The 20,858-nt window shown below is 62.1% G+C and carries 18 protein-coding genes and 1 pseudogene; 7 read left to right on the top strand and 12 right to left on the bottom strand.

Translation table 11 applies throughout. The features are described 5' to 3' along the window. Positions 1 to 324 precede the first annotated feature (324 nt). From metH to DCY11_RS02465, 5 genes and pseudogenes are all read right to left on the bottom strand, one after another. The gene (gene metH / locus DCY11_RS02445; RefSeq protein WP_245409491.1) at positions 325 to 2,979 is read right to left on the bottom strand and encodes a methionine synthase; all 2,655 of its coding nucleotides are present in this window, start codon (positions 2,977 to 2,979) and stop codon (positions 325 to 327) included. A gap of 28 nt (positions 2,980 to 3,007) precedes the next feature. Beyond that, complete coding sequence (locus tag DCY11_RS02450; RefSeq protein ID WP_159079743.1) at positions 3,008 to 3,490, bottom strand: hypothetical protein; 483 nt, start codon at positions 3,488 to 3,490, stop codon at positions 3,008 to 3,010. A 15-nt stretch (positions 3,491 to 3,505) separates the two neighbouring features. After that, a pseudogene (locus DCY11_RS02455) lies at positions 3,506 to 4,560 on the bottom strand (homocysteine S-methyltransferase family protein); the annotation flags it as partial. Further along, a complete protein-coding gene (gene metF, locus DCY11_RS02460; protein WP_108681107.1) occupies positions 4,557 to 5,528 on the bottom strand; it encodes a methylenetetrahydrofolate reductase [NAD(P)H] in 972 nt (323 codons plus the stop codon). The pseudogene DCY11_RS02455 and the gene metF, both read right to left, overlap by 4 nt. Beyond that, the gene (locus DCY11_RS02465) at positions 5,528 to 6,646 is read right to left on the bottom strand and encodes a metalloregulator ArsR/SmtB family transcription factor (protein ID WP_108681108.1); all 1,119 of its coding nucleotides are present in this window, start codon (positions 6,644 to 6,646) and stop codon (positions 5,528 to 5,530) included. Before DCY11_RS02465 ends, metF begins: the two co-directional genes overlap by 1 nt. A 119-nt stretch (positions 6,647 to 6,765) precedes the next feature. On the opposite strand from DCY11_RS02465, the gene DCY11_RS02470 reads away from it, so the two are divergent. Together DCY11_RS02470 and DCY11_RS02475 are read left to right on the top strand one after the other, a co-directional pair. After that, positions 6,766 to 7,380, top strand: a complete 615-nt coding sequence (locus DCY11_RS02470; RefSeq protein ID WP_108681109.1) for a hypothetical protein — start codon at positions 6,766 to 6,768, stop codon at positions 7,378 to 7,380. 107 nt (positions 7,381 to 7,487) lie between these two features. After that, positions 7,488 to 8,324: a class I SAM-dependent methyltransferase gene (locus DCY11_RS02475; protein ID WP_208430496.1), complete on the top strand. Its 837-nt coding sequence runs from the start codon at positions 7,488 to 7,490 to the stop codon at positions 8,322 to 8,324. Positions 8,325 to 8,347: 23 nt separating this feature from the next. Here the strand turns inward: DCY11_RS02475 and ettA are convergent, their stop codons facing one another. Continuing rightward, positions 8,348 to 10,006 carry an energy-dependent translational throttle protein EttA gene (gene ettA / locus DCY11_RS02480; protein WP_108681110.1) on the bottom strand — a complete coding sequence of 553 codons (1,659 nt, stop codon included), beginning with the start codon at positions 10,004 to 10,006 and terminating at the stop codon, positions 8,348 to 8,350. A 226-nt stretch (positions 10,007 to 10,232) separates the two neighbouring features. Between ettA and DCY11_RS02485 the strand changes: the two genes are divergently transcribed. Together DCY11_RS02485 and DCY11_RS02490 are read left to right on the top strand one after the other, a co-directional pair. Then, positions 10,233 to 10,631 carry a hypothetical protein gene (locus DCY11_RS02485; protein ID WP_108681111.1) on the top strand — a complete coding sequence of 133 codons (399 nt, stop codon included), beginning with the start codon at positions 10,233 to 10,235 and terminating at the stop codon, positions 10,629 to 10,631. A 2-nt stretch (positions 10,632 to 10,633) separates the two neighbouring features. Further along, positions 10,634 to 10,903 (top strand): prenyltransferase, encoded by a 270-nt coding sequence (locus DCY11_RS02490; RefSeq protein WP_108681112.1) that lies wholly within the window; start codon positions 10,634 to 10,636, stop codon positions 10,901 to 10,903. A 19-nt stretch (positions 10,904 to 10,922) separates the two neighbouring features. Here DCY11_RS02490 and DCY11_RS02495 read toward each other — a convergent pair whose 3' ends face one another. Further along, positions 10,923 to 11,966, bottom strand: a complete 1,044-nt coding sequence (locus tag DCY11_RS02495; RefSeq protein WP_108681113.1) for an ELM1/GtrOC1 family putative glycosyltransferase — start codon at positions 11,964 to 11,966, stop codon at positions 10,923 to 10,925. A gap of 156 nt (positions 11,967 to 12,122) precedes the next feature. Here DCY11_RS02495 and DCY11_RS02500 point away from each other — a divergent pair, with 156 nt between their 5' ends. Together DCY11_RS02500 and DCY11_RS02505 are read left to right on the top strand one after the other, a co-directional pair. Beyond that, positions 12,123 to 12,515, top strand: a complete 393-nt coding sequence (locus DCY11_RS02500; protein ID WP_245409429.1) for a TerB family tellurite resistance protein — start codon at positions 12,123 to 12,125, stop codon at positions 12,513 to 12,515. A gap of 74 nt (positions 12,516 to 12,589) precedes the next feature. Then, positions 12,590 to 13,285, top strand: coding sequence for a sulfotransferase family 2 domain-containing protein (locus DCY11_RS02505; protein WP_108681115.1), 696 nt, complete (start codon positions 12,590 to 12,592; stop codon positions 13,283 to 13,285). Positions 13,286 to 13,353: 68 nt separating this feature from the next. Here DCY11_RS02505 and DCY11_RS15385 read toward each other — a convergent pair whose 3' ends face one another. The 5 genes from DCY11_RS15385 to exbB form a co-directional block, all read right to left on the bottom strand. Further along, positions 13,354 to 13,494 (bottom strand): hypothetical protein, encoded by a 141-nt coding sequence (locus tag DCY11_RS15385; RefSeq protein ID WP_158007441.1) that lies wholly within the window; start codon positions 13,492 to 13,494, stop codon positions 13,354 to 13,356. Between the two features lie 201 nt (positions 13,495 to 13,695). Further along, positions 13,696 to 15,006: a dicarboxylate/amino acid:cation symporter gene (locus DCY11_RS02510; protein ID WP_108681116.1), complete on the bottom strand. Its 1,311-nt coding sequence runs from the start codon at positions 15,004 to 15,006 to the stop codon at positions 13,696 to 13,698. An 83-nt stretch (positions 15,007 to 15,089) separates the two neighbouring features. Then, on the bottom strand, positions 15,090 to 15,896 hold the full coding sequence (locus DCY11_RS02515; RefSeq protein WP_108681117.1) for an energy transducer TonB: 807 nt from the start codon (positions 15,894 to 15,896) through the stop codon (positions 15,090 to 15,092). Beyond that, positions 15,883 to 16,335, bottom strand: coding sequence for a TonB system transport protein ExbD (exbD, locus tag DCY11_RS02520; RefSeq protein WP_108681118.1), 453 nt, complete (start codon positions 16,333 to 16,335; stop codon positions 15,883 to 15,885). The genes DCY11_RS02515 and exbD overlap by 14 nt, the downstream gene beginning before the upstream one ends. A 4-nt stretch (positions 16,336 to 16,339) precedes the next feature. Next, a complete protein-coding gene (gene exbB / locus DCY11_RS02525; protein ID WP_245409430.1) occupies positions 16,340 to 17,353 on the bottom strand; it encodes a tonB-system energizer ExbB in 1,014 nt (337 codons plus the stop codon). A 487-nt stretch (positions 17,354 to 17,840) separates the two neighbouring features. On the opposite strand from exbB, the gene DCY11_RS02530 reads away from it, so the two are divergent. Further along, positions 17,841 to 20,762 carry a TonB-dependent receptor domain-containing protein gene (locus DCY11_RS02530; RefSeq protein ID WP_108681119.1) on the top strand — a complete coding sequence of 974 codons (2,922 nt, stop codon included), beginning with the start codon at positions 17,841 to 17,843 and terminating at the stop codon, positions 20,760 to 20,762. The last annotated feature ends 96 nt before the right edge of the window (positions 20,763 to 20,858 follow it).

The following is a 20,858-nucleotide window of genomic DNA, read 5'->3' on the forward strand; positions in this document are numbered from 1 at the left end:
CGCGTTGAATGGCAACGCTTGCGGCGTTCAGTTGTTTGTGCGGCGCAACAAGGAAACAGCTTGGCACGTAATTCGGGGAGTTTGTAAAATGATGACCTTGCAGAACGGGCACCCCTCCAATCGGAAAGGAGAACTTCCGATGGAATTCACAGCCAAACTGACCGTGGCTTCGGTCGTACTATCGTTCAGCTTTCTCGCCGCCGTCATTCTTGGAATGATCTAGGGCGAGCAATTGGGCCCAAGGCCCGCCAACATCAAGCCAGCAGAGAACAAACGCCGTAGACGGACGACCCCGTCTTGGCGCCCCCTCTGTTGTGTTGGCTTTTACGCCGCCGCGTCGGTGACCTGCTTCGGATCGTAATTGAGGATCGGCCCGAGCCACTTCTCGGCCTCGTCCAGAGACCAGCCCTTGCGTGCCGCGTAATCGGCGACCTGGTCGCGGCCGATCTTACCGACGCCGAAATACCGGGCGTCCGGGTGTGAGAAGTACATGCCGGACACGGCTGCTCCCGGCCACATGGCGCAAGACTCCGTGAGCTTGATGCCGATCTCCTTCTCCGCATCCAGCGTGCGGAAGAGCGTACGCTTCTCTGTGTGGTCAGGCTGGGCCGGATAGCCGGGCGCTGGGCGAATGCCCGCATAGTCCTCCGCGATCAGCGCGTCGTTTGACAGCTTCTCGTCCGGCGCATAGCCCCAGAGTTCACGACGCACCTTTTCATGCATCGCTTCTGCGAAAGCCTCGGCCAGACGGTCTGCAAGCGCCTTCACCAGGATCTTGGAATAGTCGTCATTGGCGAGTTCGAAGCGGCGCGCGACCTCGTCCTCTCCGACGCCGGTCGTCACAGCGAAGCCGCCCAAATAGTCGGGGAGTCCCGTCTCCTTCGGCGCGACAAAATCGGCCAAGGCCAGGTTCGGCTTGCCCGTATCGCGCGCCATTTGCTGGCGTAGCGTATGGAAGGTCGCGAACGGCTTCTCCCGGCTCTCGTCCGTATAGAGTTCGATATCGTCGCCGACGCTGTTCGCAGGCCAGAAGCCCACCACGGCATTTGCCGTCAGCCATTTCTCGTCGATTAGCTGCTTCAACATCGCTTGCGCGTCTTCGAAGAGCGGCCGCGCGGCCTCGCCGTATTTGTCGTCGTCGAGAATGCGCGGGTATGTCCCTTTCAGCTCCCAGGCATGGAAGAACGGCGTCCAGTCTATGTAGCGCGCGAGCTCCGCGAGATCGTAGGCTTCGAAGGTCCGGGTTCCCAGGAACGATGGCTTCGGCGGCGTATAGCCAACCCAGTCGAGCTTGAGCGCATTGGCGCGCGCCTGTGCGATGCTTGCCCGTGACTTCTCCGCCTGACCGCGAGCGTACTTCTCGGCCATCTGAACGTATTCCGCGCGAACCTTTGCGATGTGGGCGTCCCGGTGCTCCTTCGAGATCAAGCCGGAGACAACGCCCACCGCGCGGCTGGCGTCCGTGACGTAGATCGCCTGGTTGCGTTGGTAGTTGGGGCTGATCTTGACGGCGGTATGGACCTTGCTCGTTGTCGCGCCGCCGATGAGCAGCGGAATATCGAACCCCTCCCGCTCCATCTCCGACGCGACATGGCACATCTCGTCGAGAGACGGCGTGATCAAGCCCGACAGGCCGATAATGTCGACGTTCTGTTCCTTCGCGGTATCGAGGATGACCTGCGAGTGCACCATGACGCCGAGGTCGATCACCTCGTAGTTGTTGCACTGGAGCACGACGCCAACAATGTTCTTGCCGATGTCGTGGACATCACCCTTGACGGTCGCGAGGAGGACCTTGCCGGCCGCGGGCCGGTCGACGACGCCGAGTTCCTCCTTTTCCTTCTCCATGAAGGGCATGAGATAGGCGACCGCCTGCTTCATCACGCGCGCGGACTTCACGACCTGCGGCAGAAACATTTTCCCTGCGCCGAACAGATCGCCGACCACGTTCATGCCGTCCATCAGCGGGCCTTCGATCACGTGCAGCGGACGCTCGGCGCGCTGCCGCGCTTCTTCGGTGTCTTCCTCGACATAGGTGCCGATCCCGTGCACGAGCGCGTAGGTAAGCCGCTCCTCGACCGGCTTCTCGCGCCAGGACAGATCCGCTTCCTTCTTCTGCGAGGCGCCGCCCTTGTAGCGCTCGGCAGCCTCCAGCAGACGATCCGTGGCGTCGTCGCGGCGATTAAGGATCACATCCTCGGCAAGCTCGCGCAGTTCCGGCTCGATGTCGTCGTACTGGCCGAGTTGCCCCGCATTGACGATGCCCATATCCATGCCCGCCTGAATGGCGTGATAGAGAAACACCGTGTGCATGGCCTCGCGCACGCGCTCATTGCCGCGGAACGCGAATGACAGATTTGAAACGCCGCCGGAAATGTGCACGTACGGCAGTTCGGCCTTGATGCGCCGCGTGGCCTCGATGAAGGCGCGGCCGTAGTCGTTGTGTTCTTCGATGCCGGTCGCGACGGCGAAGATGTTGGGATCGAAGATGATGTCCTCGGGCGGGAAGCCCACCTCCTTCGTCAGCAGCTCGTAAGCCCGCTTGCAGATCTCGAATTTACGCTCGGCCGTTTCCGCCTGGCCCGTTTCGTCGAACGCCATCACGACCACGGCCGCGCCGTAGCGCAAAACCTTGCGCGCATGCTCCAGGAACGGCTCCTCGCCTTCCTTCATGCTGATGGAGTTCACCACCGCCTTGCCTTGCACACATTTGAGCCCCGTCTCGATCACGGACCATTTGGACGAGTCCAGCATGATGGGCACCCGCGAAATATCGGGTTCCGAGGCGATAAGATTGAGGAAGGTCCGCATGGCCTCCTCGGAATTCAACATGCCCTCGTCCATGTTGATGTCGATCATGTTCGCGCCATTCTCGACCTGCTGGCGCGCGACTTCGAGCGCGGCTGCGTAGTCGTTGGCCTCGATCAATTTGCGGAAGCGGGCGGAGCCCGTGACATTGGTCCGCTCACCAACCATCACAAAATTTTGGGCAGCGTTGGTCATTGTCCTACTTGGCCTCAGTGGTCTTGCGGCGGAGCCGGTCAGCGTCGTTCACTTTTTTGTTGAGCTCTAGCAGCTGCGCGAGGGTTATCTGCCTTTGCCCATTGCTGGGGAGCTTTCGAGAGCTAAGGCGCTCGACAATCGGTGACATCGGCCCATTGTAAATTTCCTCAAAGCCGGCATCCCGCCCAAGTCGGAGGACAAGACATTTTTCCGGCTGAAAGTCAGCATCGTGATCGCGAAAAGCTACTCGATTGTTGAATGTGGCCTTGATCTCGACCCGCTGGCCATCCTTGGTCCACGCATCGCATGCCTTCGTCGAAGGGTCCGTCAACTCGAGATCATAGGCGCTCTTGGCCAAGACCTCTCCCAAACTGCCAACCAAGTGACCGTCCGGTGTGAAAGGCCGTTTGGTCATTTCCTGGAGCTTGTCGGTTATCCGGAAAAGTTGCTCCACAAGTTGCTTTGCTTCCACGGGGTCGAAGGTCACCTGGCCGCTCACCCGTGCACGAACGGCTCAAGGCCGGAGAGGCGGAGCGCATGCTCCACGTTAGGAATGACGCGCGGCTTGTACGGCGCCACCGCTTCCGCGATCGCCCGGATGTGCTCGGGCGTCGTGCCGCAGCAGCCGCCGACGATATTGATCAGCCCGTTCTTGGCCCAATCCTCCAGTAGCCCCGCCATGTGTGCGGGGGTCTCGTCATACGCGCCCATCTCGTTGGGGAGGCCCGCATTGGGATAGATGCTGACATAGGTGTCGGTCACGTTCGAGATCTCGTCCACGGACGGGCGCAACTGCTCGGCACCGAACGAGCAATTGAAGCCGATGGAGAACGGCCGCAAATGGCGCATGGAGTACCAGAACGCTTCCGGCGTCTGGCCGGACAGGTTGCGCCCGGACAGGTCCGTGATCGTCCCCGAAATCATGATGGGCAAATGCACGCCCATCTCGTCGAACACCTCCTCGACCGCGAAGCCCGCGGCCTTCGCGTTCAACGTATCGAATACGGTCTCAATCAGGATCAGATCAACGCCGCCTTCGATCAGTCCGCGCACCTGCGTCGAGTAGGCGTCAACCAGTTCGTCGAAGCTCACATTGCGGAAGCCCGGATTGTTGACGTCGGGCGAAATGGAGGCGGTGCGGTTGGTCGGGCCCATGGCGCCGGCAACGTAACGCGGCCGGTCCGGTGTCTTGGCCTCCCACTCATCGGCCGCTTGGCGGGCGAGCTTTGCGGCCGCGACGTTCATCTCGTAGCTCAGGTCTTCCAGGCCGTAATCGGCCTGGCTGATGGCCTGCGCATTGAACGTGTTCGTCCCGATGATATCCGCGCCCGCTTCCAAGTAAGCACTATGGATGTCGCGGATGATGTCCGGCTGGGTGAGGACCAGGAGGTCGTTATTGCCTTTCAGATCGCGGTCGAAATCCTTGAAGCGCTCGCCCCGATAGCCGTCCTCGTCCAGCTTGTGGCGCTGAATCATGGTGCCCATGGCGCCATCCAAAATGAGGATACGTTCTTTGACGGCCTCGTAGAGACGCTTGATACGTTCTTCGCGGGTCATGACGCCACCTTTGCGATCTTTGTCGGCTCCGAACTCTCGTCCGCCTTATGCGCGAACGCCTTGGCCGGCCGCAAGCCAAGCAGATGGCAGATCGCGTAGACGAGATCGGCCCGGTTCAGCGTATAGAAGTGAAACGAGGTGATGCCCTGGTCGACGAGGCCAAGTACCTGCTCAGCCGCAACCGCGGCGGCCACGAGATGGCGCGTTTCCGCATCGTCCTCCAACCCTTCGAAGCGCCGCTCCAGCCAGTCGGGGACGCTCGCGCCGGATCTCTTCGCGAAACTGGCAGCTTGCTTGAAATTGTTGATCGGGATGAGGCCCGGAATGATCGGGATGTCGATGCCCGCGGCCCGCACCCTGTCGAGATAGCGGAAATAAACTTCATTATCGAAGAAGAACTGCGTGATGGCTCCATCCGCACCGGCATCGACTTTGGCTTTCAGCATGTCGATGTCAGCTTCGACCGACGGCGACTCCGGATGCTTCTCCGGGTAGCACGCCACCGAAGTCGTGAAAGGAGCAATGTTCTTGATGCCGGCAACCAGCGCCGCAGCGTTTTCATAGCCGCCCGGAGTCGGAACATAGCGTTCGCCGACGCCTTCCGGCGGGTCGCCGCGCAAGGCCACGAGGTTGCGAACCCCAAGATCCCAATACTCACGAATGATGTCGTCGACCTCTTCCTTGGTCGCGTTCACGCACGTGAGATGCGCCGCCGGAATGAGTGTCGTTTCGCTCAAGAGGCGCGCCACGGTGGCGTGCGTGCGCTCGCGCGTCGACCCCCCGGCCCCGTAGGTCACAGAGACGTATTTGGGGCGCAACGGCTCCAGCCGCCTGATCGCACGCCAGAGCGTCTCCTCCATCGCCGGGTTCTTCGGCGGGAAGAACTCGAACGAAACCTCAATGTCGCCGCGACCGAGAAACCGGCGCTTCGGCGGTTGCTGGCCTTGCGTGTCTTCAGTTCCGGACATTATGCGGCGACCTCCACCTTGCCATTCCGTCTTCTTGTCTTGCCCGTCGCGGCCGGCTTTTCGCCGAGCCACAGAGAGACCGTCAACTTGCCTTCCGGAGACGCCTTGTCCCGCGACGCGGAACCAAGCGGGTTCAGATCCTGGAAGCTCACAAGCTTGAGCCCCGTTGTCTCCATCATGCGGCCGAGCTGCGCGCGGCCAAATCCCAACCGTCGATGTGCCGATTGCTCCCGCAGGAACTCGAGCTCGTGCGGTGCGAAATCGACCACGAGCAACCTACCGCCGGGCGCGAGCAGACGCGCGGCTTCCGCAACGGCGGCCGCCGGATCGTCGAGAAAGTGCAACACCTGATGAACGACGACCGCGTCGGCCGCGCCATCGGGCAGCGGAATGTTGTAAAGGTCGCCGTGGCGCACCTGTGCCTGGCCAAGCCCCTCGCGCTCCAGCTTCGCCCGCGCATAGGCCAGCATGTCGTGGTTCAGGTCGAACCCGAGCGCCTTATCCGCGCGGGGACCGAACAGCTCCAGGATGCGGCCCGTGCCCGTGCCGAGGTCGACCAGTAGCTCGAAGGGCCCGGGGCCCAGCGCCTGCTCCATCGCCTTTTCGACCTGGCTCTCGGCCACGTGCAGCGCCCGGATCGAGTCCCATTCGGCGGCATGGGCTTTGAAATAGTCCTGTGCGGCCTCGGCCCGCGCCTTCTGAACCGCCTCCGCCCGCGCCCGGTCGCGCGCCAGCGTCAGGTCCGACGGATCGAGACTGTCAACGATGGCTCGCGCCAACGCGCCTTCAGGGCCCGTATCGGCGATGCGGAAGAACACCCACGAGCCTTCGCGGAAGCGGGTGATGATCCCGGCCTCGGCCATGAGCTTCAAATGCCGGCTGATACGGGGCTGGCTCTGCACCAGAATTTGCGTGAGGTCCTTCACGTTATGCTCGGTCGCCGCCAGCAGCGCTAGAATGCGCAGGCGCGTGGCCTCGCCAGCACCGCGCAGTGCCGCAAGCACTTGCGCGCTGGACAATCCCTGCCCCTCGTCCAGGCCTTGCGCAGCCGTGCGTTTCCCGGCCACGGCCGACGGTGCCTCGGGCGATTGAGCGGTATGCTGGAGACCATCTGACATAAAGATATGTTTATATCTTCTCCTATCCGCCCGCAACCCCCAGGCTCACGCGAAAGGGCTAAAATGCGGTCAGGTTTTCTCGGCGCTCTTTGGGCAGCGGCAACGGAAAGAGGCCCACTATGGGGATCAATCGCAGGTTCTTCTTCGATTTTGCGCGGCGCGTGCTGTTCAAGGGCAGGATGAGGCAAAAGCAGGTCGAGGGCCTGAACTTCATTCTCGATACGTGGGAGGCGCACCATGCCCGCAAGGACGAGCGTTGGCTCGCCTACGCGCTCGGCACCACCCACCACGAGACGGGCGCCACGATCCAGCCCATCAACGAGTATGGCGGGCCCCGCTACTTCTTCCACATGTACGACATCGAGGGAGACCGCCCGCGCGTCGCGCGTCAGCTCGGCAACATCTATCCGGGTGACGGCATCTTGTTTCACGGACGCGGATTCGTGCAGCTCACGGGCCGGGACAACTACACAAAAATGCAGCGCAGATTCGGTGTCGATCTCACAATTTCGGACAAGGCCGCCGACCGTGCGCTCGAACCGGAACTTGCCGCCAAGATCATGTTCTACGGCATGGAGCATGGCGTCTTCACCGGCAAAAAGTTTGCGGATTACTTCGACAAGGATACAGACCGCTGGATCTCGGCACGCGCGATCGTCAATCCCGGCGACAAGTCGCGGCTGGTGGCGGACTACGCGCTCGATTACTACGCCGCCATCAGCCACACGGTCTGATCCCGCGAGCCCCCAATTCAACAAATCTTGAACGGACGCAGGGGCTTGTGTGTCGCCATAAGCTGCTACGTTGATTGCGAATCTGCCATCCAGCCAAGAGGACTTAGATGATCGCACTGCGTACACGCTCCACCCTTCTGCTTCCGATGCTCGGACTCTTCGCAATCGCTTCGTTCGCGGCGCGCGCGGAAGAGACACCGGCCCAAGACAGCCGCCTGAATGAGATTGTTGCAGGCGACCACCGGTCGGCGGAGAACAAGGCGCGTGACAAATACCGCCACCCGTACGAGACGCTGACTTTCTTTGGACTCAAGCCGGACATGACGGTGGTCGAGGTTTACCCAGGTCGGGGCTGGTACACGGAAATTCTCGCGCCCTACCTCAAGGACAGCGGCACGTTCTATGCCGCCCAACGCCCGAGCGACCCCTCCTACGCGCCGGGTCAGAGAGCGGTCGAGGCTTTCGACCAGAAAATGAAGGACGCGCCCGAGCTTTATGGAGAAGTGAAACGCACAACGCTCACCAACGAGGGGGACATGGAGCTTTCGGAGCCGGCCGATCTCGTCCTCACCTTTCGCAACACCCATAGTCTCATGAGAAGGGGTGCTGAGGATGCGACCTTCACCGCCATGTTCAACGCATTGAAGCCCGGCGGCGTGCTCGGCGTCGTCCAGCATCGTGGCGATCCCGACGTGGAGCAGGACCCCAAAGGCGGCAAAGGGTACGTGACCGAAGACTACGTGATCGCGATTGCCGAGAAGGCGGGCTTCGAACTCGCTGAGAAATCCGAGATCAACGCCAATCCGAAGGACACGAAAGACTACGACAAGGGCGTGTGGACTCTGCCCCCCTCGCTAACTCTCGGCGACGAGGATCGCGAGAAATATATGGCGATCGGCGAGAGTGATCGCATGACGCTGAAATTCGTCAAGCCCGCGAGCTAGGCCGTAAAGACGCCCGGGCTCACTCAGGTCCGGGCGAACTTCTTGTACTTGATGCGCTTCGGCACGATCGAGTCCTCGCCGAGTCGGCGCTTCTTGTCTTCCTCGTAATCCTCAAAGTTGCCTTCGAACCACTCCACATGGCTGTCGCCCTCGAAAGCGAGGATGTGGGTGGCGATGCGGTCGAGGAAGAAGCGATCATGGCTGATGATGACGGCGCAGCCGGCGAAGTCTTCCAATGCCGCTTCAAGGGACGATAGCGTCTCCACGTCGAGATCGTTGGTCGGTTCGTCGAGCAGGATCAGGTTGGCGCCGGACTTCAGCATCTTGGCGAGGTGGACGCGGTTGCGCTCACCGCCCGAGAGCTGGCCGACCTTCTTCTGCTGGTCGCCGCCCTTGAAGTTGAACCAGCCCACATAAGCGCGCGAGGGCACTTCGCGTTTGCCAAGCGTCACCACTTCGGCGCCTTCGGAAATTTCTTCGTAGACCGACTTCTTCTCGTCGAGCGCGTCGCGGGACTGATCCACATAGCCGAGCTTCACGGTATCGCCCACACGGATCGCGCCGTTGTCCGGCGTCTCCTGGCCCACGATCATGCGGAACAGCGTGGTCTTGCCCGCGCCGTTCGGCCCGATCACGCCCACGATGCCGCCCGGTGGCAGCTTGAAGGACAGATCGTCCACGAGCAGCCGGTCGCCGAAAGCCTTCTCCAGGCCCTCGGCCTCGATCACGACGTCACCCAGCCGCGGGCCCGGCGGAATGGTGATCTGCGCCTTCGTGGTTTTGTCTGCGCCGGCCTCCGCGAGCAATTCGTCATAAGCCTTGATGCGGGCCTTGGACTTGGCTTGCCGCGCCTTGGGGCTCGCCCGGATCCAGTCGAGCTCGCGGGCAAGCGTGCGCTGTTTGGCCTCTTCCTGCTTGCCCTCGACCTCCAGCCTCTTCTGCTTCTGCTCGAGCCAGGACGAGTAGTTGCCCTTGTAGGGAACGCCCTGCCCCCGATCGAGTTCGAGTGTCCAATCGGTGATGTTATCCAGGAAGTAGCGATCGTGGGTCACCATCACGATCGTGCCGGGATAGTCGCGCAAGTGATGTTCGAGCCACGCAACGCTCTCCGCATCGAGATGGTTCGTCGGCTCGTCGAGCAGCAGGATATCGGGCTTCGCGAGGAGCAGCCGGCACAGGGCCACGCGGCGGCGCTCGCCGCCCGACAGCTTGCTCACATCCGCATCGCCGGGCGGGCAGCGCAACGCATCCATGGCCTGTTCGACCTGGGTATCGAGATCCCACAAATCCTGGGCGTCGATCTCGTCCTGGAGCTGCGCCATCTCGTCGGCCGTCTCGTCGGAGTAGTTCACCGCGAGCTCGTTGTAGCGGTCGAGCTTGGCCTTCTTCTCGGCCACGCCCTCCATGACGTTGCCCATCACGTCCTTGGCCGGATCGAGTTGCGGCTCCTGCGGCAGATAGCCGACGCGGACGCCTTCCGCAGCCCAAGCCTCGCCCGTGAACTCCTTCTCGTCGCCGGCCATGATCCGCAAGAGCGTCGATTTACCAGCGCCATTCACGCCCACCACGCCGATTTTCGCGCCGGGGAGAAAAGCGAGGGTCACATCCTTCAAGACCTGCTTCCCGCCGGGATAGGTCTTGTTGAGTTTGGTCATGACGTAGACGTATTGCGGGTTGGCCATTCGGGGTCCCTTGGCGTGTGTCTCGAATAGAGGAAATTTGCCCGCAGCTTTAGCGGGTCGTGCGCGCGAACTCAATGTCGTAGCGGCCTATCCGAGTCGAAACATGTTTCCCTCATCACAGGGTTGAAATGGCTCGGGGGCAGGATGATAGTTCCGCCAGCTCCCGGCAGCTGACGCGGCCAAGAGGCCGACGACAGAGCGAAGACCGGAGCCCAGGGAGGAACGCTTGAAAAATGCCGTATTGGGGCTGCTTGCCCTTTGCCTACTCGCGCTGCCCGCGGGGCGCGCCGAGGCCGACTACACCGTCGTGGAGGTCAACTTCATTCTGGCCGACAAGGATGGGGACTTGCTCCTCAGCAAGACCGAATATCTGCTCGCGCCCATCGAGGTTTTCCAAAAACTCGATACGAACGCCAACAACGCGCTTGAGCCTGAGGAACTGGGTGACCTGGCCAAAGATGCCGAGTTCGGCGACGGCGATAGCGACAAGAGCGGGAGCCTGTCGCTCGAGGAAGTCATCGCTGAGAAGCTCGCCGATTTCGAGGCGGCCGACACCAACAAGGACGGCGCGCTGAACGTCGACGAAGTCACCGAATACGAAACGAAGAAGAGCGAGGGGAACTAGCCATGACCGTTTCCAAGTTTCACAAGCGTGGTCTCGCCCTCTTGGCTGGTGTGGCAATCGCAACCTTGGCGATGACCGCTCCTCGTCCCGCGATGGCTCAAGAGGGGGCGCTGGTCGGCGGCGCGATCGGCATTGGCGTCGGCGCCGCGCTTACACGCGGCAGCGCGGTGGGCGTGATTGGAGGGGCGTTGGTCGGCGGCGTGGTCGGCAACGAGATCCAGAAGGACAGGCGCCGTCAGCGCCGCAACTACGACAAGCGCCACAGGCGCTAGCCTTCTCCGGCGGCCAGGATCAGAATAACTGCGGCAACCGGACTTTCAGCTTCTGCGCCAGGGCATCGAGCGGGTTTTCCTGCAAGGGCTCGATCGTGGACAGAACCTCCGCGAAGTGGTCCGGCGTCAGCTCGGCGATGGGGATCGTGCGCGACCAGCCCTTGCCCATCAGGAAGTCCCGGTAGAGCTGCTCGTCCTCGGTGAAGCGGGCAGCACGCGGCGACACGCCAATGACGGGCAGCCGCGCCGACACCGCCTCGGAGATCATGGAGCTGGAATCTTCAGTGCAGACGATGGCGTCCGACTTCGCGAAGATCTGCGGTAGGGTGCCCGGCCCGGCGGTGCGGAAGTCGACGAACTTTTCCACCACGCTCTCGTCGCGGGCCATCTCGGCGATCTTGTCGGCCACACTATCGGGCGTGCGCCGGGAGGTGGAGATCAGCCACCGCGTGCCCCAGGCCTTCGACACCGCCGCGACAAAGGCGAGTAATGCAGCCCAATCGCTGTCGCGATACCGGAAGCCCCCTGCCTGACCGCCGACAAGCAAGCCCAGGGTCTTTGGCAGGTTCTCCAGTCCATAGCGGGACACGGTCGCAGGCCGCCCAAGCTCGTCCGGATCGATTGAGGATGGCTTCAGCACGACCAGATGCTTGTCGCTGCCTTCGTCGCGCTCGTAGGACGAGATGATCAAGCTGAAATTGTCCGGCTCGAGCCCCCGCAGTAGCGAGCCGCAAAAGATGTTGGGCACTTCCAATAACCGCGTGACGCAAATATTCGGCATATGCGTCTCGCCGCCCGCCGAGACCACGAGGTCGGCTTCGGGGAGCGTGTCCGCGTCGATGCGGTAGGCCATGCGCAGCATGCGCGGCGGATAGAAGCTGTCGGCGTTGATGCGCGCCCGCAGCCACCTTGTCGGGACGATCCATTTGCGTTTCACCTCAATCCGGGTGACGTCGACCGGCCGCAGCCGCGCCAGGGCCGCAATTACGCCTTGGGCGATGTGGTAGTGCCCGGGCCGCGTATCGGCGAGGAAGATGACCCGAAGGGGCGTTGTGTCTGACATCGATGCGGCAACCCTTCTGGACCGGCGGCAGGTTGATACCGCACCCTGGCGGCCTCTTCAAAGCCCTTCAAGCGTGCTTGGCAAACCGGCCGGGTTTCAGCACAATCCGCCCAGCCATTACGCGGCCGAGCCGTGACGCGAGAAAAGGAGCCCTCCGTGAGCGACAAAACTGGCAGCTGCGACGTGATCTTGAAAGCCATGGTCGCCATGGCGAGTGCCGACGGGCACCTGGATTCGCGCGAGGTTGGCCTCATTCAGGATATCTTCAAGGACTGCACCGGTAAGGCGCTGGGGGCGGATGCGGTCGCGCGCGCGGCCCATCAGAACGAAGCTGAGGATATCCGCAACGTTCTCGCGGACCTGGCTCCCTCCCTCGACCTGACCACGAAGGACGAGATCCTGTGCGCCGCCTATCGCGTGCTCCTGGCGGACAACAGGGTCGCCGGCGAAGAACGCAAAGAGCTGCACGAGATGGCCAGGGCCCTTCACATCTCGGAGATTCACCTCAGCGCGCTCCTCGAGGAACTCGCCGCCTCGCTCCACGAGTAGGCACCAATCCGGCTTGCGAAAGCGCCCCGGAACCGACTAGGGTCCGGCCCGCACGTCTCGCGGCACACGGACCCATGATCCTCTCACACAAGCACAAATTCATCTTCATCAAGACGAAGAAGACGGCCGGAACGGCGATCGAAGCCGCGATCTCGCAGCTCTGCGGGCCGGACGACGTCATCACACCCTATCGCGCGGCGAGTGAGAAGGACCGCAAAGGTCTCGGTCCGCAAAACTACCGGATCGACCATCCGCTGAAGCCGCAGCGGCCGCTCTGGCGCAAGCTCCTCGGCCGGCCAGAACGTTATTGGCATCCCACCATCGGCTATTACGAGCACATGCCCGCCTGGCGCATCCGAAACTATGTGGGCGAGGAGATCTGGAACAGCTACTTCAAGTTCGCGTTCGACCGGAATCCATGGGACCGGCAGGTGTCCTGGTACAACTACAAGACCAAGTCGAAGAAGACGCGCCCCAGCTTCGAGCGTTACATGCAGCGGCCCACGGCCTATGTGGACAATCACGAACTCTACATGCTGGACGGAGCATTGGCCGTCGACTTCCTCGGCCGCTACGAGAATTTGGAAGAGGATCTGAACACGGCGCTCAGCCGAGCCGGTGTCGAGATGAAAGTCAGCGTGCCGAAAGTCAACGTGACGCCGAACAAGGATTCGGAACGCAGTTACCGCAGCTATTACACGCCGGCGCTCCAAGAGCAGGTGGCGAATTGGTACCAACCGGAAATCGAGCTGCTGGGTTACGATTTCTGATCAGTTGTCTGATGGTGTCGTGGGCGCGTGCGGCAGGCCGCGTCCGGCCCGCCGCTCCGCGCGACGACCTACTCCGTGCAGGAGCTGCTGTCGGCGTTCCACGTACCGCCAGCGGCCTCACAGTCGGCCTGGTTGTCCGGGCCGGCGAAAGCCGGTGCAGCGGCGGCAAGCGTGGTAGCGAGAGCGAGCATGGTGACGAAATACTTCATGGTCTTTTCCTCCGTTTGAACGCACCTGCGATTGCTGCAGGCGGACGAAAAAACGCCGGTCTTGGAGGTTGGTTCCCTCGCGGGCGAACTAAGGCAGCGTGCCCTGAAATGACCCGAATTGCGCCTCCGATGCTAAGCGCCGAGATCACGCAAAGCTGAGCTTCTCCGCCACCCTCGCCTGTCAAAGAGGGCCCGGCTCCCCTATGACCGAGTCCTCGTGGGGGTGTCGATCGCGACCTTGGTTTCCTCACCCCGCAGCCGCGCAATGATGGTCGCGCAGCACGCATCGCCCCAGACATTCACACTGGTGCGGCACATATCGAGCACCCGGTCGAAGACCATGAGCACACCGATAGCTTCCACCGGCAAACCGACGGCGGCGAGAATGATCGCGATCGCAACCAGCGACGCTGACGGCACACCGGCAACGCCGATCGATGTCAGAAGCGCGATCGTGACGATCGTGAACTGCACGCCGAAACTGAGTTCCAGCCCGTAGGCCTGAGCCAGGAACATCGCCGCCGCGCATTCATAAAGCGCCGTCCCGTTCATGTTCACCGTGGCGCCCAGCGGCAACACAAAGCTCGACACCTGGTTCGAGACCCCGACCTTCTCTTCGACCGTATCCATGGTGACCGGCAAGGTTGCCGAGGACGACGATGTCGAGAAGGCGGTGAGCAAGGCCGGCGACATCGCCCGCAACGTCGCAAACGGTTTGACCCGGCCGATGAACCGCAAGAGCAGCGGCAACGTGATCAGCGAATGCAGAAGGAGCGCTGCGACAACCGCCAGCGCGAAATTGGCCAGCGGTCTCGCAGCCGCAAACCCTGTTTGAGAGATCACCGCAGCGATGAGGGCAAACACGCCAATCGGCGCGAACTTCATGATGAACTCGGTCATGTGCATCATGACGTGAAAGACGCCGTTCCAGAACTTGAACAAGGGCTCGGCATAGTCGTGCTGGAGCCTCGTCATGAAGAAACCGAACAGGATGGCAAAGAAGATCAGCCCGAGCATCTGCCCCTCGGCCGCCGCCATGACGATATTCGGCGGCACCAGGCGCTTGAACAATTCCACGACGTCGCCGACGCCTCGACCTTCGATCCTGTCGCTGATATCTTCGGGTGGCCCCTCGAGCGCCAGAATGTCGCCGGCGGGTTCGCCGTCGACATAGCCCGGCGTCATGATGTTGATGGTGATGAGACCGATCAGAATAGCGGCCAGCGTCGTCACCGCATAAAACAGCAACGTACGTATGCCGAGCGCGCCGATATTGCCGCCGGATCCGATCCCGGCAACGCCGACGATGATCGACGACGTGATCAGCGGCACGATGATCATCTTCAGGGCGTTGAGAAAGATCGCGCCGACAAACTCGAACACCGAAACGAAGCTGACTCCGAAGAACCCCGGCGCGAAAGTATCAGTCGTGACTTGCTTGACAATCGACCCGACAACGGCCGCAAGGACGATGGCGATGAGTATCTGCCAGTGGAGTGCAAGCTTGCGCACCGAGATTTCTCCTCAAGCGGGCCGAAAGGAAGCGGTTCGAGTGCCGCATCTCTATCGCCTCGGTGTCAACCGTGAATGTCGGCTCAGCGCCGAATGAGGAACTCGATCGGCAATACGAGATGGACCTGCTCGCCGGGCTGCCGGTCCGGCGGCTCCGGAAACGGGCTCGCCCGGCGCAACACGGCCAATGCCTCTTCGTCCAACGGCTCCGACCCCGATCCGCGAATGATCCGCGCATCGACGAGCTTGCCCGCGGCGTCGATTTTGAATTCGACCTTGGTTACACCCTGAACGCCCCGGGCGCGCGCGGCCGCGGGATAGCGCTTGTACCGGTTGAGGTGGAACAGGATTTCCTTCTGCCACGCGATCTCCGCGGGGTTGGATCTGACATTCGCGCCAAGGGATTGCGCCGTGATGGTCTCGCCGGGAACCGCGTCCAATTTCGGCGGTGCCGTGGCCACCGCCGCGGCCGCGTTCAACTCGATGCCGGGCTGAGCCTCGCGCAGCGTGTCCACCGTTTCGGCCTCTTGCACCGTCTCCACCATTTCGGCTTTCGGCAGTGCGACCTCGGGGTCCGGCGCCAGCGGCGCCTCCGCGAGCTCGGGAAACTCGGACTCTTCAGGCACGGCTTCGTCGATGGGCTGGAGCGTCGGCACCGACTCCCGCAAAAGTGGGCCGATCGCCAGATCCTCGGGCCTGAGCGGCGCGACCGCCATCGCGGCAAGTTCCATCACCACCGCACCGGCAGGGTCCGGCTCGACCTCCTTCGGCCACGTGACCGTTGCCGCGATCCCTCCCCCCACATGAAGGACCAGGATCAGCGCCGCGATCTCGCACCACCGGTGGAAGCTCGGGGCGCCTTCCTTGAAGACATCGCTATGGAGCGTCAACGTGCTGCTGCCCCTCGCTCACCGTCGTGCCCTCAAGGCCGACCAGCGCCACCTTGAGGTAGCCGGCGGCACGCAGAAGATTCATGACCTCCATCAGCTCGCTATAAGGCACGGTCTTGTCCGCCCGAAGAAACACGCGGCGCTTCCGGTCCCCATTCGTCTCCTTGTCGAGTGCCGCGGCCATGCCGCCGCGCGCCAGGGTGTCGTTGCCGACCGCGATCGTGAAGTCCGATTTGATGGTCAGGTAGAGCGGCTTGTCCGGCTTCTTTTTCGGCGCGGCCGTCGAGACCGGCAGATCTACGGGAACGTCGACCGTCGACAGCGGCGCCGCCACCATGAAGATGATAAGGAGCACCAGCATCACGTCGATGAACGGCGTGACGTTGATCTCGCCGTTCTCCGTGAGATCCTCGCCGTCGTCGTTGAACTTCATCGACATCGCGCTACTCCGCCGCCGCCTGGATTTCGGGCTTGTCTGCGCTCGGTGCGGCATCCAGATCGCGCGAAAGCTGACGCATGACCTCTGCCGCGGCGTCGCTCACAAGCGCGCGGTAACCCGCGATTGAGCGGGCGAAGTAGTTGTAGACGATCACCGCCGGAATGGCCGCAACCAGACCCAGCGCCGTCGCCAGAAGGGCCTCGGCGATGCCCGGCGCCACCACGGCAAGATTGGTCGTCTGGGCCTTCGAAATGCCGATGAAGCTGTTCATGATGCCCCAGACCGTGCCGAACAGACCGACGAACGGCGCCGTCGAGCCGATCGTGGCGAGCACGCCCGTGCCCGCGTTCATCTGACGGACCGCGGCAACACGCAGCCCGTCGAGACGCGACTCCACACGCTCCTTGATTCCGGCCGCGTCCGCGCCACCCTGAGAGAGTTTCAGTTCCATCCTCGCGGCGTCGACGAACGCGGGAACGACCCCGCGGGCCTTTCCGAGCCGCCGCGCGGAACCGGCCAGGGAACTCTCTTTGGCGATGAGTCCAAGCGCACGCCGCGCCTTGCCTCTGGCCGCCGACAGCTCCAGCGACTTGGCCAGGAACACCGTCCAAGTGACGATTGATGCGATGACCAGACCGATCATCACCGCCTTCACCACGATGTCCGCGGCCATGAACATGCCCCAGGGGGACAGATTATGCGGAAGGGTGTCGCCCTGGTTTGCGGCCGTCTCTTCGCCAGCAGGCTCGACTGGTTCCGGTGTGACCTCGGGCTCCGGGACAGCCTCCGCAGCAGAGGGCTCGCCGTTCGGCGGGGCCGCCTCCTCGGACTGCAAGGGGGTCTCGCCGAGCGGCGAAACCGGCACTGGCGCGTCGGATTGCAGCGCCGCCTGCGCGTAGACGGCAGGCACAACGATGGGTGTAAGCGGGCTCGGAATTGCTCCGAAAACCCACGCGAAAAGCGTAAGAAGGCTGGCAGCACTGAGCGCGGGCCGCCTCCCGAAATTCAAGAAGCGCACTAATATTCTCCAACGCCCAGCACCGCTCTCTTCTCCCACCGACCTGGGTCTGTCAAGACCCGGCCCTGAGCTGCACGTGTGCGAACGTGGACCCCTGCGCGAAGCACCGAAGGCCTGCGAGCATTCGTTCTCGCCCGCGTTGGCTCGATAAATGCCGTGCCAGCGGCGCCAATGGCCCTAACCGCATTACACCTTGTGGCTGTATCTGTGAGCAAATATACTTAGATAAATATTTTCCCCACAGCCGTGGAATCGAAGCCTCTGAGAAGGTCTGAAGCAGACCTCGATACTAATTGGTATGCTTTCGATTCATTGTCCCCCTGCAGTACTGTTCGAAGAACGCATCTCTGAACAAGTTGTCGCACAACAGCTCTCAACAAACTTGTTGAGGAGAATTCAGTACTGATCTGATCGCCCCTCCGTCTACGCTTAACGGAAGGTTAATGGGTCAAAGACCCGACCTTTTGGAAGTGATTGGGGGGTTAAATTGGGGATTTTCGCTAAGACGGCTGCCATTACTGGCAGCCTGTTCGGTTATGTTCGCTTTCACTCGGCTGCGCTGCTTCTCGTAACAGCGTGCACGGGTCTAGGCATCGCCAAGGCGCAAGAGGCTTCGCCGACCGTCTCGGAGTCGTCCGCCGAGATTTCAGAGTCTTCAACGGAACCGTCAGACTCCTCCTCGACCGAACAGGCCGACACCGCGTCCGAGTCCGATGCTGTCCAGGAAGCGGACACCGCTTCGGGCGTCGAACTCGACCCCATGGTGGTCGAAGGGCGCGAGCCCACTCCTGAGGCCGACCCGGCCCCGGCGGCTACACCACGCCGCACCACCAGCTACGTTCGCACCCCAGCCCCACGGCAGCCTGTCGCTCCCGTTCGGACGGCCGTTCCCGCTCCCTTGAACGTCCCGGCGCCGGAAGGCGTTGAAGACTCCCTCGCCGGAGGCGAGCCGACGGCGTACAGCCCCGTCGAGGGCTACGTGGCGACGCGCTCCGCAACAGGCACGAAAACCGACACGCCCCTCATCGAAACGCCGCAGTCCATCAGCGTCATCGGTGTCGAGCAGATGCAGGAGCAGGGCGTCCAGACCCTCGACGAAGCCGTTCGCTATACCCCTGGCGTTTTCGCCAACGGTTTCGGCGTCGACACACGGAACGACAACATCGTTATTCGCGGCACCGAGGGCTCGCTATTCGTCGACGGTTTGGCGAAAAGCATCCACGGCGGCTATTACTACAATACGATTCCGATCGAGCCTTACGCCCTCGAGCGCATCGAGGTTCTGCGCGGCCCGTCCGCCATGCTGTACGGCGCCACCAGTGTCGGCGGCATTGTGAACGGCATTTCCAAGCGCCCGACGCTCGAGCCCTTCGCCGAAGCGGGCATCGACTACGGGTCGTTCGAGTTCAAGCAGCTTAGAGGCGACCTCAGCGGACCGATCTCCAAGGAAGCCGGTCTCTACTATCGCATCACCGGCCTTGGGCGTCTTTCGGAGACGCAAGTCGATTACGTCGACAACGACCGCTGGATGCTTCAGCCCTCGATCGCGTACCGGCCGGATGCGGATACCGAGGTTCTGCTGCTGGGTAATTTCCAACAGGACGACACCGGTTCTTCGGCGCAGTTCTTTCCTCTGGAGGGAACGCTCTATCCGAACGCCCAAGGCCGCAAGATTCCCCAGAGCACGTTTGCCGGCATTCCGACGGACTATTACGACAGCGAGCAGGAGTCCGGCACGCTCCTGGTCGACAAGAAGTTCGACAGCGGCCTGAAGTTCCACACGGGCATGCGCTACACCCACACCAAGAACCAATACGATTCCACCTACCCGGCAGGATTGACGAGTGCCCGGCTGAACATCCTCAACGGACCGTTCGAGGAATTCCTCGGTGTGCCGCTGGTCATCCCCGACTACGCCCCGTATCTCAACGCCGACGAAACGGAACTCGCCCGGTCCCGGTATGTGTCCGAGACGGACACGCGCGTGTTCACCACGGACACGTATCTAACCGGCGAATTTGACACCGGGAAGCTCGAGCACGAAGTCACCGGCGGCGCCGACTATATGAGCTTCAGAGAGAGCTCCTCCGACATCAACCTGATCGACAATCTTCTGACCGCGTCGGGCGTCAATCCGGCGACCATCCCGGCGGCCGAGGCATTGGCTTACGATCAGGCGTACTCGTTCATCCTGCCGCAAGTAAGGGCCGGCATCACGTCAGCCGTGGACGCGGAACTGGCGCCGTTTCTTCCCTTCCTGCCGCCGGGCTATCGGGATTCCGTCCTCGCAGAGGCCCTCACACAAGCACCGGGCATTACGTCCGGACTGTCGAACGACTATGTCGCGGGGCTCGGCATCGACCGCAACTACATACTCGACTTCGCCGGCTATCCGGGCACGCAGAAGAAGTACAACGTCTTCAAGGGCAATCATAAGCGCTCCAGCTATCAAATTAACCTCGACAACCTGCAGCCCGTCAGCCCGAAGGATGTCAAACCGACACGGAACCCCAATCAGGCTCAGTACCAGACGGGCATCTACCTTCAGGATCAGATGCGTCTTGGAAACTGGATCGGCATTGCCGGTATTCGGCAGGACTGGGTCAATATCGGGTTTGAAGGATCGCCCGACGATCACGAGCAAGCAGTCTCGGGCCGGGCTGCGCTCATGTACGAGTTCGACGCCGGCTTCGCACCCTACGTGTCCTGGTCGCAGTCCTTTACGCCTCAGCCGGGCGTGATCGTTTCCGACACGCTCTATGTCAGAACAAACGGCCGGGGTGCGACACCACGCGAAGGCAATCAGATCGAGGTCGGCCTGAAGATCCAGCCGCGCGGATCGCAATTCGCCGTGAACCTCGCCGCTTACGAGATTGAAGAAGAGAATCTCACCGTGTCGCCGGACACGCTCTTCGAGACTTTGATCGGCGCCGCGCGGCGGATCAGGGGCTTCGAGTTCGAGGCGATCGGCAATCTCACGCCCGAGCTCAAGGTGATCGCGTCCTACACCTACACGAACTCCGAATTCACCGACTATCCCGATCCGCTCGGCTACAAGATCGGCACCGAGGATCCGAACATGCCTGAGCACCTTGCGTCTCTTTGGGGCATCTACACGTTCGGCGGGGGCCTTCTCGAAGGCGTGTCGATCGGTGGCGGCGTGCGCTACATCGGCGAAGTCACGGATGTGGGCGAGGACCTGACGACCGGTCTGCAGTACACAGTCACCACGCCTGACGTCACGCTGTTCGATGCTTCGATCGGCTACGAGACCGATCACTGGCGACTGGCCGTCACGGGACAGAACATCGCGGACACGGAGTATCTCGTGTCGTGCGGCGCGTTCAGCCTCACCTGCGGCATTGGCCAAGCACGCACGATTATCGGCAGCGCGACATACAGATACTGATCCGCGCTTGCGACTGAGGTTCCGGTGCTCACCTGCCCCCCATGCGGCGGCGGGTGGGCACCGCTGCATGAGATTGCTGGGAAAGAAGGCGACATA

Source organism: Methyloceanibacter sp. wino2, from assembly GCF_003071365.1.
In the GTDB taxonomy this organism is placed as follows: domain Bacteria; phylum Pseudomonadota; class Alphaproteobacteria; order Rhizobiales; family Methyloligellaceae; genus Methyloceanibacter.